Source organism: Lishizhenia tianjinensis (assembly GCF_900116425.1).
GTDB lineage: Bacteria > Bacteroidota > Bacteroidia > Flavobacteriales_D > Crocinitomicaceae > Lishizhenia > Lishizhenia tianjinensis.
The window spans coordinates 80,853-94,321 of sequence record NZ_FPAS01000006.1 but is presented as its reverse complement, the minus strand read 5'-3'; the positions used below and the strand labels follow the sequence as shown (position 1 = coordinate 94,321).

General features: G+C 38.4%; 10 protein-coding genes. 7 read left to right on the top strand and 3 right to left on the bottom strand.

From position 1 onward, the window contains the following. Nucleotides 1-5: 5 nt before the first annotated feature. Nucleotides 6-749, bottom strand: coding sequence for a polysaccharide biosynthesis/export family protein (locus tag BM327_RS14410; protein ID WP_090252324.1), 744 nt, complete (start codon nucleotides 747-749; stop codon nucleotides 6-8). Continuing rightward, complete coding sequence (locus tag BM327_RS14405) at nucleotides 746-1,918, bottom strand: glycosyltransferase (protein ID WP_090252320.1); 1,173 nt, start codon at nucleotides 1,916-1,918, stop codon at nucleotides 746-748. The genes BM327_RS14410 and BM327_RS14405 overlap by 4 nt, the downstream gene beginning before the upstream one ends. Before the next feature lie 102 nt (nucleotides 1,919-2,020). Here BM327_RS14405 and dacB point away from each other — a divergent pair, with 102 nt between their 5' ends. Beyond that, nucleotides 2,021-3,475, top strand: a complete 1,455-nt coding sequence (gene dacB, locus BM327_RS14400) for a D-alanyl-D-alanine carboxypeptidase/D-alanyl-D-alanine endopeptidase (protein ID WP_139230405.1) — start codon at nucleotides 2,021-2,023, stop codon at nucleotides 3,473-3,475. A gap of 146 nt (nucleotides 3,476-3,621) precedes the next feature. Here the strand turns inward: dacB and BM327_RS14395 are convergent, their stop codons facing one another. Beyond that, nucleotides 3,622-4,590, bottom strand: a complete 969-nt coding sequence (locus tag BM327_RS14395; protein ID WP_090252311.1) for a D-alanine--D-alanine ligase — start codon at nucleotides 4,588-4,590, stop codon at nucleotides 3,622-3,624. Between the two features lie 155 nt (nucleotides 4,591-4,745). Here BM327_RS14395 and BM327_RS14390 point away from each other — a divergent pair, with 155 nt between their 5' ends. From BM327_RS14390 to prfA, 6 genes are all read left to right on the top strand, one after another. Continuing rightward, on the top strand, nucleotides 4,746-5,576 hold the full coding sequence (locus BM327_RS14390; protein WP_090252306.1) for a PASTA domain-containing protein: 831 nt from the start codon (nucleotides 4,746-4,748) through the stop codon (nucleotides 5,574-5,576). A gap of 10 nt (nucleotides 5,577-5,586) precedes the next feature. Beyond that, entirely contained in the window at nucleotides 5,587-7,830 is a 2,244-nt protein-coding gene (locus BM327_RS14385; protein WP_090252302.1) for a T9SS type A sorting domain-containing protein, read from the top strand. Continuing rightward, nucleotides 7,827-8,864: an RluA family pseudouridine synthase gene (locus tag BM327_RS14380; protein ID WP_090252299.1), complete on the top strand. Its 1,038-nt coding sequence runs from the start codon at nucleotides 7,827-7,829 to the stop codon at nucleotides 8,862-8,864. The genes BM327_RS14385 and BM327_RS14380 overlap by 4 nt, the downstream gene beginning before the upstream one ends. A 137-nt stretch (nucleotides 8,865-9,001) precedes the next feature. Then, nucleotides 9,002-11,095 carry an OmpA family protein gene (locus tag BM327_RS14375; protein ID WP_170853776.1) on the top strand — a complete coding sequence of 698 codons (2,094 nt, stop codon included), beginning with the start codon at nucleotides 9,002-9,004 and terminating at the stop codon, nucleotides 11,093-11,095. A 122-nt stretch (nucleotides 11,096-11,217) separates the two neighbouring features. Then, nucleotides 11,218-12,390 carry an AIR synthase related protein gene (locus BM327_RS14370; protein ID WP_090252291.1) on the top strand — a complete coding sequence of 391 codons (1,173 nt, stop codon included), beginning with the start codon at nucleotides 11,218-11,220 and terminating at the stop codon, nucleotides 12,388-12,390. Beyond that, on the top strand, nucleotides 12,387-13,469 hold the full coding sequence (gene prfA / locus BM327_RS14365) for a peptide chain release factor 1 (protein WP_090252286.1): 1,083 nt from the start codon (nucleotides 12,387-12,389) through the stop codon (nucleotides 13,467-13,469). Before BM327_RS14370 ends, prfA begins: the two co-directional genes overlap by 4 nt.

Sequence of the window (13,469 nt, the reverse complement as noted above, 5' to 3'; positions counted from 1 at the left end):
ATGACTTACAATTTCGAAAAGATAGTAATTATAGCAAGAGAGGATGTAATAATTCCTAAAAGTGGTGTTACTTCTCTCAAAATTCCACGGGTAATTTCTTTGGTGGGTTCTATGTAAATGTAATCGTTGGCTTGGATAATCATATCGGTGTACTTTAAGCCGTCTAAAGTACTGAGGTTAATTTCATACACCTCTCTTTGGTTACCCACATTGCGCAATATTTTTATGGATTTAGATTTTCCGCGTTCAGCTATACCTCCTGCTAAGGCTAGAACCTCCATCAAGGTTGTGTTTTCATTGATGAGGTTAACCACTTTTGCCTCACTACCATTTCCAGGGAAAACAATAACACGCTTGTTTAAAATTTTAACCTGTACAAAAGGATTGTTATGGGTGAAAGAGAAATAGTGTTCCAAGGTGTCTTCACATTCTTGTACGGTTAAACCTGCAAGGTGTATATCCCCAATTACTGGTAATTCAGCTTTTCCATCAGGACGTATGGTATACTCTAAAGGAGTAATTTCGAACTGTTTTTGTCCGGTATTTTCAACTATTTGTTCTCCATCTTGCGGGTAAAGTTCAAAACTAAATCTATCGTTAGTACTCATTCTATAGCTCTCTTGTGGAGCCATAGGAATGCTGTCTTTGATTACAACATCAGATCTGTCTAGATTTTTAAACATCAAATTACTGTTGATGTTACAAGATGTAAGAGCGACTATTATAAGGAAGTAAAAGAGGTTTTTCATTTTTCTAAAAGTTGTTTGTAAAGCCTTTCCATATCTTTAACTAATCTCGAGTAATGGAATTTTTCGGAAACATGTGGGTAACCTTTTTGCCCCATACTTATCCTTAATTCATCGTTCTCTATGAGTAAACGCAATTTTTCGGTGTAAGTTTCAAGATTTCCTTTTTCTACAATAAATCCTGTTTCACCGTCGAGAACGATGTCGCGAACACCGCCAACATCCGTACTTAAAACAGGTAGGTTGGTGGCTTGAGCTTCAATTAAACTCACCGGAGTTCCTTCGTTTTTAGAACTTAAACAAATTACATCCATTCCTGCGTTGAATTCAGCGATGTCTTTGATCCAAGATGTCATGATAATCTCACAACCATATTTGGCTTTTAAATATTGAACTCTAGCATGTATGGCGGAATATTCGCTACCATCCCCAACAATGAAAACTTTAAATTTTCGGGTTGTTCGTTGTGCGAGTTCCTCAATGGCGTCGAGAAAGAAATCGTGGTCTTTGATAGGAGCTAACCTACCCACTATGGCCAAAGCTACTTCTTCCTGAGTTATATTATATTGTTCTCTAATTCTTGTTCTGTTCCCTTCCAGATTGAGTTGGAATTTTGCAAGATCGAAACCCAAAGGAATAACACTTGTTTTATCGGGAGAGCAAATTTTATACTCTGTGGTTAATTCATGTTTTTGCAATGGACTTATGGCAATAATCTGCGAGGATTTTTTTGCCAAGTTGCGTTCTATTTGTTGGAAGAGTTTGGTTTTAAATTTTCCGAAATAAGAATGAAAAACATGTCCGTGGAAAGTGTGAACGATTACAGGAACCTTACATGCATGCGCTGCCTTTCTTCCCAATGCACCCGCTTTAGAGGCGTGGGTGTGTACAATGTCAGGTTGGAATTCTTTAATGATTTGCTTGATTTCTTTGTATGCCTCCCTGTCTGACTTATAATTAGGGTTGCGTTGTAAAGAAGTAATAATTTGAGGTTCTACACCATATTGTTGAAGAATGTGCAGAGAGTCTTTTTCACCCTCGTCTGGCACGCCTCCAATTAATTTGGTTTCGAATTCATCAGAAAGGAACGCGGTTAAAAAAGTTGCATTGAAGGTTGGTCCTCCAATGTTAAACCGGTTGATAATTCTGAGTATTTTTATCTTCTTTGTCAAGTAAATGTATTTTCTGTAAAAATAGGAGTCCTAAGTTAAGTAAATCTGAATTTTAGACAAACTTCAAAGAAAATCGGTAGGTTGATCAAGAACATAGATATTATGAAGAAGATTATAGCATTAGTGTGCCTTTTAAGTCAAATTCAATTCGGGTTTGGACAAATAACAAGCTTAGAGCAAAGTTTAAATAGTTTGTTGGAAAAACCAGATATGCAAAACGCTACGCTTGGATTTGTAGTGAAGGATTTAAGCAATGATGAAATTGTAATAGCTCACAATGAGAAGGCAACCTTAGCTACAGCTTCTACAGCCAAATTATTTACTACGGCTACCAACCTTTTAGTTTTTCCGAGTGATTATGCACTGCGTACAAAAGTGTATTACACAGGGTTTGTTCAAGATAGCGTGTTGAAGGGAGATTTGGTGATTCAAGGTTGTGGTGATCCGAGTTTGGGGAGCAAGTATTTCTATGAAGGAGAGGAAAAGTATGCCTTTATTAAACATTGGACTAAGGCGGTGAGGACTAAAGGAATCAAACGTATAACAGGAAAGGTTATAGCTGATGGAAGTGCTTATGCCTATGAAGGTATTCCAAAAGATTGGACATGGAATGATATGGGGAATTACTACGGTGCAGGTCCGGCGGGATGTACAGTTTTCGATAATTTGATGGAGCTCCATTTTAAAACAGGAGGAGTGGGTACATTAACAAAGATTACACGTGTGGAACCTGAGTTGCCCAATGTTGCTTTTGAGAATTTTGTTGTGGCAGCACAATCGAATGCAGACAATGCCTACGTATACGGGGCACCGCATCAAAACAATAGGTATGTGACGGGTGAAATACCCTACAATAGAAGTGATTTTGTGGTAAAAGCTTCAGTACCAGATCCAGAATATTTAATGGCGTATAGTTTTAAGCAGGCTTTGGAACAAGAGGGAGTTGAAATTGAAGGGGAGGTTGAGGCTGTGCATAAGCAACGACAAGATTTGGAAGAAATTTACAAGGTTGAGGACAGGGTTGTAGGTGCTTTTAAAGGAAAGTCGCTGTTAGAAATAGCAGTGTTAACCAATCACAAGAGTATTAATTTATATGCCGAGCAATTGTTGACATGGTTGGGCAAAGATGCACAAGGCAATACGAGTATTAAATCGGGGTTGAAGTTTATTAATGAATATTGGAAGGATAAACTCAGTAGTGGTTTTGAGATGACAGATGGAAGTGGTTTGTCTAGAACCAATAGAATTTCAGCGCAGCACTTTGTGGAGATGTTGACCTACATGCATCAATCGAAGGTAATGGGTGAGTTTGAAACGACTTTACCTATAGCGGGTGTGAGCGGAACTTTGAAATATGTGTGTAATGGGGAGGCAGGTCACGGAAAAATTAAAGCCAAAAGTGGTTCTTTAAATGGTGTGAAGTCTTATGCCGGATATGTGTATGGAAAATCGGGTAAGAAATATGCTTTTGCCATAGTAGCACAAAATTTCAATACGAGTTCGAGAACTATGGTTGTGAGGTTTGAGTCCTTGTTTAATGCTATAGCAAATATGTAAATCTACCCGCGATAGTACTGGCAGCTCCCCAAGATAGAGTTTTAGTAAGCCACGAGCTACCCTTACGACCAGCGGAAGTGATGGTAGCTTGTTGTGCGACTTAAACTATCTTTTGGGGACTATAAGGGATAGCGCGAAAAGGGAGCCTAGTCTTCTAAAATGTAATTGTAAATGTTGGTCCAGAAATCTGAAATCTTTGTACCCTGTGCGGCCAACATTTGTGGAACAATAGATGCCTTGCTAAATCCTGGCGTTGTATTTACTTCTATGATGTAAGGTGTATCTTTTACCAACATGAAATCTATACGTGCCACAGATGATAACTGTAAGAATTGGTAAGCTTTAACCGCTTCTTTTTGTATGGCCTCTGTAGCTTTTTGATCTAAATTTGCGGGTGTAATTTCTTTCGATTTCCCTTCGTATTTGGCGGTGAAATCGAAAAAGTCAGTGTCAGAAATTATTTCAGTAACCGGCAATGCATGAACGCCATCTTTGTCTTGGTAAACACCACAGGTGAATTCTCTACCGTCTAAGAAACTTTCTATAACTACGGTTTGACCTTCATTAAAGGCTGCTTCTATGGCAGGTGTTAAATCTGCTGCATTTTTCACCTTAGAAATACCATAGCTAGAACCACTGTCACAAGGTTTAACAAAGAGGGGGAGTCCGAGTTCTTCGATAACTTCTTCGGTTGAATAAGTCGTGTTTTTTTGCAGTACCTTACTCTTGGCAACATTAGCTCCCAAGCCTTTTAAGAATTGGTTGCAAAACCATTTGTCGAAAGAAAGTTCACTAGCCAGAGCATTTGAGTTTACGTAAGGAATACCCTTCATGTCTAGCAAGGCTTGGATTTTACCATTCTCGCCAGGATTACCATGTATATAAATGTGAGCTGCATCCAGTTGAATGTTTTCACCGTTGCGTTGGAATTGGAAGTTTTGAAAGTCGAAAGGAATGCGTTCATCCTCCAAGACCACTGTCCAAGCTTCTTTTTTAACTTCTATTAAATAAAGTTGGTAGTTGTTGGCGCTGTTGTTATAAATTGTTTGCGCACTGTTCTTAGAAATTTCAAATTCTGATGAGTAACCACCGTAGAGAAGTCCAACCTTTTTCATAATACATGTTTGAAGCAAAAATAAAGCTTAATCTAAGTGAAGAAGTGGTCAAATACGTAAAAGTTATGAGCAAATAATTGTTCTTAACAAAGAATAGACTTTAGGGGCTCAGAATGGAAGAGTATATTTCTATATTTGTTGCAAACTAATCGGAAATGAGTTTAATAAAAAAGACCTTCAATCTTTTAACATCTAAAGCTTTCTGGATCAATATCCTTCTAATTGTTTTGGCTTGGGTAGCCATTATTTGGGGTGCTTTATCTTATTTTAATTCTACCACGAAACACGGTGAGAAAATTGAAGTTCCAACGCTTGTAAGTGATGGAAAAGAGTATGTGGTAAACATAAAAGATGTAGAAACGCTATTGAATGGTTCCGGTTTGGAGTATGAAGTATTAGACTCTGTTTACAAACCCGGATTAGTGGATGGAACGGTGATTTATCAGGATCCTTTGCCAACAGTGAAATCTGGTCAGTACGTAAAGTCTGGTCGTAAAATAAAATTGCGCGTATCTAAGCGTACACGAAATGTGAAAATGCCGAAGTTGATTGATAAGTCGCAACGCTTTGCCGAGGCTTTGATTACAACGGTTGGATTGCGTTCGAAAACGACCTATGTTGCCTCAGAAACACCTGGATCTGTTTTGAAGGTAAAGTATAGAGGAAAGGAAATGAAGTATGGTGAGCAATTGCCTATAAATTCTGTGGTAGAATTGGTGGTTGGACGAAATGCCAACGGCGAATTATTACCCGTTCCTAATTTATATGGATTAACAATAAATGAAGCGCAAACCCGTTTAAATGCGAGCGTTGGTTTGAATTTATATGTTTCGTGTCCGGAGTGCGTAAGTGCTGCAGATAGCGCGAAAGCCATAATTAATGCACAAACGCCCGTGGCGGGTGAAGGGAGTATGGTGCCAAGTGGGGCAACTATCACCGCTTTTGCCACGTTGAATTTTGTAGATAACCGCGAGGTAGAACCCTAGAAATAAAATTATGAGAAGAATAGCTTTTGCTATATCCATCCTTCTATCAGGAATTACTGCATATGCGCAGGAAAGTGTAGCGCCATTAATTGGTAATCCATCCTTACAAAAAGAGCATGCTGTAGCCTATCAAAAAAGTTTAGAGAATTCCTTTGATAGTACTTTTGTGTATCAATCGGATAGTTTAGAACTTCCTTTTTTTGATGATTTTTCGCGCAATAATTTTCAAGTATATCCTACTGATTTTACTGGTGCTGGTGTAACGGAGGAATTGTACTACTCTATGCTTATGGAGGCGAGTACAACACCTATGCCTGCAGGGAGTAAGTTTACCACAAGCAAGACGTTTAAAGTGAATGTGAACGTGGATAATAATACCAGCGATACGGTATATTACGACAGCACGGTTTTCGAATACAATGCCTTGGATATTTATCCGGTGAACTATATACAGAACTATGGTTATCCCAACTATTTTGTGTTTGATACTTTGGAGAATGGGAACTTGACTTCAGATACTGTTTTTGTATTAGATCCAGAATTTGAACAATATGAAGCGCGTATTTTCTTTACGCAATTGAATGACTCTACGAAGCTTTGGTTAGACACCTATGCTTACCACAACTACAGAATGGCTAAAAATCCCATAACACTTGGAGTGGCTACTTTTGATGGTTTAAACGAGTTTGGATATCCTTACAATTTTGGAAGCATAACTAATGCTTTGTGTGATTATTTGACCTCAAAGCCTATTAATATGGGTGGATATCAGGCAAGTGATTCTGTTTACTTTAGTTTTCTGTACCAAACAGAAGGTTTGGGCGATCCTACAGAGTCTGACGATTCTTTGTATGTTGAATTTTACTCACCTGTAGATCAAGTTTGGGAGAGAGTTTGGAGTACGCAGGGTGGACAAGGAACAAACTTTAACGCGGGACATATCCGCATCAGCGATGCGAAATATTTTGCAGATGGTTTTCAATTTCGTTTTGTGAATTATGGGTTGCCATCTGGAGCCTTGGATCAGTTTCACGTAGATTATGTGATGTTGCGAGAGATGTCGGCCTACGACGATACATTGTTTGAGGATTTTGCTTTTGCTTATCCTTTATATACTTTATTAAAGGACTACACCCAGGTGCCTTGGGATCACTACAGAAACAACCCGAATGGTAAAATGACTGATGCTTTACAGATAGCTTTGCGCAATAACCAGTCAGTTGCTGCCAACAACTCAGCAGGGGGAAGTTTGAATGTATATTACAACGATGTTTTTGAAGGAAGTTTCAATTTCGTTGGTGCCGATTTGTCTAACCCTGATTTGGATTACGCACCAAGAACACATTATTTTTCTGAAATTGACTTGAGCGGAGGATATAGTTTTGACGCCAACCTTGCCAATGATACTATGGCCGAGTTTGATTGGATAGCCGAAGCGAGTGTTCCTTTCAATGACTTTAGTTACAACGATTCTACTTTCGGAACGCAAACCTTTAAAGCGGTTTATGCTTATGACGATGGTACGGCAGAGTTGGCTTACGGACCAAACGGAACACAGGTAAGACTTGCCTATAAGTTTGAGGCCTATGAAGCTGATTCTTTGGTGGCTATTCAGATCCACTTTGTGCCAGCGGCAAATGATGTTTCGAACAAGTTGTTTTTATTAACGGTTTGGGGAGATGACAACGGAGAGCCAGGTGCTGTTTTATACCAAGATGATTTTATCTCTGTGCGTCAACCGCAATATACCTATGGTAACAATGGTTTCTATACTTATTATTTTAAGGATACAGCAAAAGTACCGGTTGATGAGGTGTTTTACATAGGATGGAGACAATTAGATGCCGATAGATTGAATGTTGGTTTAGATATGAATATCGCCAATAACGATAAAATATTCTTCAGTTTGGATGGTGAAAATTCATGGGAGAATACAGGTTTTGAAGGGTCGGTTATGATGCGTCCTATGTTCTCTACGAAATTAGATTACCAGTTGTCTACTGAAGAAATTGAGGAGGAGAAAGCGGTCGATTTTACGCTCTATCCAAATCCTTCGAGCGGTTGGGTGAACCTTAAAACGGATTATGAAAAAGACTATACGGTAGCTGTGTATGATTTAGGAGGAAGAGAACTTTTTAGAAAATCAAATGCGCTATCCTTAGATTTAGCTAACTTTGACGCCGGAATATATTTGGTGAGCATTTACGATGAACAACATCAAATATTGAAAACGGCAAAAATAGTTAAGAGGTGAGCGAAGAGATAGAAGACTTTAATTCAGAATCAGAAGAGTTATTTGAACATCATAAAGTTGTAGCGGATAAAGGGCAAGAGGTTTTAAGGGTAGATAAATTCTTATTGGACCGCTTACCAAATACTACGCGTAATAAAATACAAACAGCAGCCAAAAATGGTAACATCCATGCCAACGGTAAAGCTGTAAAACAAAATTATAAGGTAAAGCCAGATGATGTAATCACGGTAGAGTTTCCTTATCCTGTTCGAGAAATCGAATTAATTCCAGAAGATATTCCTTTGGAAATCCATTACGAGGATGACACCTTATTAGTGGTGAATAAGCCAGCGGAAATGGTGGTGCACCCAGGTTATGGAAATTACACGGGTACCTTGGTGAATGCTTTGGTTTACCATATTGATAATTTACCTCAGAAGACGGAAGATTATTACGGAAGACCAGGATTGGTGCACCGTTTAGATAAGAATACTACGGGGTTAATGGTTATTGCGAAAACAGAACACGCTTTAACTCACTTGGCCAAACAATTCTTCGATAGAACCACAGAACGTAGGTACCATGCCTTAGTTTGGGGTGATATAGAGGAAGATGGAACCATTACTGGGCATATAGGTCGTTCCTTAAAGAATAGAAAAGTGATGGATGTTTTCCCAGAAGGAGAACACGGTAAACATGCGGTAACACACTATAAAGTTATCAGACGATTCGGGTATGTTACTTTGGTAGAGTGTAAATTGGAAACAGGTAGAACTCACCAAATCCGTGCGCACTTTAAATCTATTGGTCACCCTTTGTTTAATGACAACGAATACGGAGGTGATAAGATCTTAAAAGGAACTACTTTTACTAAGTATAGACAGTTTGTAGAGAACTGTTTTGCGCTTTTGCCTGGACAAGCATTACATGCAAAAACTTTAGGGTTTCAGCATCCTGTTAAAGATGAGTATAAACGTTTTGATTCTGATCTTCCAGCCAATTTTCAGGCTGTTTTAGATAAGTGGGAAGTGTACATGTCATCGAGGGAAGTGTAACCCTTTCAATCTAATACGTTAAATATCTAAATTAATGAACGGAAGACTTTAGGGTTAGGAAACTTTGTTTTATTTTGTTTGCTTAAACCGATTAAAATTATTTTCTTTCGTAAAATTTTATAAAACCAATGTCGTACATGAGCTATAAATCACTACTTGTCGTTACGTTAACATTCTGTAGTCTTTCGCTTTTCGCGCAAAAAGGACCTATCAAAGATGCAAGAAAAGCATTTTCTGGAAGGAACTATGCTGTGGCTGTCGAAGAATGTGAAAAAGCATATAATAAAATTCCTTACAAGGCTGGGAAGTCAAAGGAATACAAAGCAGAAATGGCATATTGCGTTGCAGAATCATACCGCCTAACAGAGCAACACGAAGCAGCAAAAGAATGGTATGAAAGAGCTATAGACTTAGGATTCGCTAAAACAGATCCTAAAGTTCATTTTAACTATGGAGAAACTCACCGTTTTACGGGAGATTACGACAAAGCCAAAGAACAATACCAAGAGTATTTAGAATTAGTGCCTGGTGATAAGGCTGCAGAGGATGCAATCAAGTCATGTGAGCAAGCTCCAATTACTGTAGCATTGGCAAAAAAGGTTACGATTAAACCTGAAGAAAAAATTAATGACAAGGCTTCAGACATGGCTTTGGTTATTGCTGATAGAAGAGGGGATAAAATCATGTTCTCTTCTGCAAGAGCAGAGTCTTTAGGAAAGGATATAGATCCACGTTCGGGAGAGAAGTACTACGATATTTTTTACTCAGAATTAGATAAAAACGGAAACTACAGAGAGGTAACTCCAGTAGAAGACGATAGTATTAATACAGAACACCACGAAGCAACAGTAGCTTTTGATGGTCGTTACAAGCAAATGTTCTTTACAAGATGTTACAACCCAGATGATAACTTCTTTGGATGTGATATCTTCGTTTCTCAAGCAAAAGGAAAATCTTGGGATATTCCAGAGAAAATTAACTTGAAGCCAAACGATACAATTTCTGTTGGTCACCCTTGTCCTTCAGAAGATGGAAGATTCTTAATCTTTGCTTCTGATATGCCAGGTGGATTTGGAGGAAAAGATTTATGGTACACAGAGTACGATAGAAGATCTGATTCTTGGTCTGATCCTGTAAATATGGGTCCAGAAATTAATACAGCTCAAGATGAGTTGTTCCCAACTTTCGGATTGAACGGAGAATTGTTCTTTGCTTCTTCTGGTCACGTTGGATTAGGAGGTATGGATATCTTTGTTGCGAAAAGAGTAGGTACAGAGTACAAATGGGCAGCGCCAGAAAACATGGGTTACCCTTTTAACTCAAAAGATAATGACTTCCACTTAACGCAAGTAGACGAGAAGAGAGGATACTTTACTTCTGATAGAAAGAAAGGTTCTAACGCTACAAACATTTACTCTTACGAAATTCCACCAAACTTATTTACACTTAAAGTTGTAGTAAGTAAGTTAGGTTCTTCTGAGAAAGTAAATGGAGCATCAGTTGAGATTACAACTGCAGAGGGAACTTTTACAGGAGTAACGAACGAAAGTGGAATGGTGTACTGGGAGAAAAAACCAAATGGTGACCGTTACATTGGAGAAGAAGGTGATTTTAAAGTGAAATTGTTGCCATTAGAAGGGTACCACGACAACCCACAAATGGTTGAGTTTACAACAAAAGGATTGCCAGATAACCAAGATTTCTACTTTGCAATGAACATGGTACCAAAAACACCAATTCGTTTACCTGAGGTTCGTTACGAACTTGGTAGTGCGAAGTTGATGGTTATTCAAGATTCAATTAACTCAAAAGATTCCTTGAACTTTGTTTACGACATGTTAGAAGAATACCCAGGAATGGTAATTCGTCTAGTGTCACACACCGATTCACGTGGTAGCGCATCTGCAAATGAGAAGTTGGCACAAGCCAGAGCTCAATCTTGTGTTGATTACTTAGTGAATGAAAAAGGAGTTCCAAGAGAAAGATTGGTTCCTGAAGGAGCTGGTGAAAATGAACCAAGAACAGTATACTTAGTAAATGGAAACTATGTAGTAGACAAACCAGAGATGGGAACCGTTTACGAAGAAGTATTGTTGACAGAGTCTTACATCAATAAGTTCAAGAAATCAAATCCTACGTTGTTTGAAAAACTTCACCAATTCAACCGTAGAACGGAAGGAAAGGTTGTGAGTATGGACTACGTTGCAGGAGGTACAACTTCAGCAGAATAACAACAAGGTTTTAGAAATATTTGAAAATCCCGATGGTGAAAGCCGTCGGGATTTTTTGATTTATAAAAGTCGGACTCGCTTAGATAAATTATAATAGTTATCTTTGCCGTCCAAGAATTATTATGGCAGATACTAGATATAACTTAAGAGGCGTTTCCGCTGGAAAAGAGGATGTTCACAACGCAATCAAGAATGTTGATAAAGGATTGTTTCCAAAAGCATTTTGTAAAATAGTTCCAGATCACTTAACAGGTGATGAAGACTACTGTGTAGTAATGCACGCTGATGGTGCAGGTACAAAATCTTCTTTGGCCTACATGTACTGGAAAGAAACAGGTGATTTATCTGTATGGAAAGGTATTGCTCAAGATGCATTGATCATGAACATAGATGATTTATTGTGTGTAGGAGCTACAGATAATATCCTTTTATCAAGTACTATTGGTAGAAATAAAAATCTAGTAAACGGTGATGTTATTGCCGAAATAATTAATGGTACTGAAGAGTTGTTGTCTGATTTAAGAGAACAAGGAATTGGTATTTTCTCTACAGGTGGTGAAACTGCAGATGTAGGTGACTTAGTAAGAACGATTATTGTTGACTCAACAGTAGTAGCTAGAATGAAGCGTGAGGACGTTGTTTCTAACCACAACATCAAAGGTGGTAATGTAATCGTTGGTTTGGCTTCATTTGGTCAAGCAACTTACGAGAAAGAATACAACGGTGGTATGGGAAGTAATGGATTAACTTCTGCACGTCACGATGTATTTAAGCACGACTTAGCTACTAAATTCCCAGAGAGTTTTGATCCATCAGTTCAAGATGATTTAGTATACTCGGGTTCTTACGGATTAACAGATCAGATAGATGGTGTTCCTGTGGATGCAGGTAAAATGGTGTTGTCTCCAACACGTACATACGCGCCAATTATCAAGAAAATTTTAGACAAGCACAGAGCAGATATCGCAGGTATGGTTCACTGTAGTGGTGGTGCACAAACAAAAGTGTTACACTTCGTGGATAACGTACACGTGATTAAAGATAATATGTTCCCTATTCCTCCATTGTTTGATGTGATTCAAAAAGAATCAGGAACAGAGTGGAAGGAAATGTACAAGGTGTTTAATATGGGGCACAGAATGGAAATTTATGTTCCAGAAGAAATCGCTGCTTCAATCATAGAAATTTCTAAATCTTTCAATGTAGATGCTCAGATCGTAGGTAGAGTGGAAGAGCATGAAGGAAAGAAATTAACGATACAATCTCCATACGGAGAATTCATTTACGATAAATAATGGAAGATTTACTAGGTAAATTAGAAGATATAAATTACCGCTTTGAAGAGGTTGGACGTTTGATCGTCGATCCAGACATCATTGCGGATATGAAACGTTACGTAAAATTGAACAAGGAGTACAAAGACCTTGAAGAGATAGTTGTAGCGTATAAAAAATACAAGAACATTTTAGACAACATTACTTCATCAAAGGAGCTTCTAGAAATGGAAGAAGATGAAGAAATGAAAGAAATGGCTAAAATGGAATTGCACGAATTGGAATCGCAAAAGCCTGCTCTTGAAGAAGAGTTGAAGATGTTGTTGATTCCTAAAGATCCGGAAGACGATAAAAACGTTATTGTGGAATTACGTGCCGGTACAGGAGGAGATGAAGCGTGTATTTTCGTGGAGGATGTCTTCAGAATGTATAGCATGTACTTCAAAAACAAAGGATGGCAAGTTGAAGTATTGAACTCGAACGAAGGGGGAACCAAAGGATACAAAGAAATCTCCATGAATGTGGCAGGTGAAGGTGTGTATGGAACCATGAAGTTCGAATCTGGAGTTCACCGTGTACAACGTGTTCCTGAAACTGAATCACAAGGTCGTGTGCATACATCTGCAATCACTGTTGCGGTTTTACCAGAGGCAGAAGAAGTGGATGTTGAATTAAACATGTCGGATGTGAAAAGAGATACCTTTAGAGCATCTGGTGCGGGTGGACAGCACGTTAACAAGACGGAATCTGCTATTCGTTTAACACACATTCCAACAGGTATAGTTGTAGAGTGTCAGGATGGACGTTCACAGCACAAAAACTTAGAGAAGGCAATTTCTGTATTGCGCTCAAGAATGTACACGCAGGAATTGGAAAAGAAGAATGCGGAACGTGCAGAACAAAGAAAATCTTTAGTTTCTACGGGAGATAGATCTGCCAAAATTAGAACGTACAACTACCCACAAGGTCGTGTAACAGATCACCGTATCAATAAAACTATGTATAACCTTTCTAACTTCATTAACGGAGATATTCAAGAAATGATAGATGCCTTGAAGGTTGCTGAGAATGCAGAGAAAATGAAAGGAGAAACAGCTTAA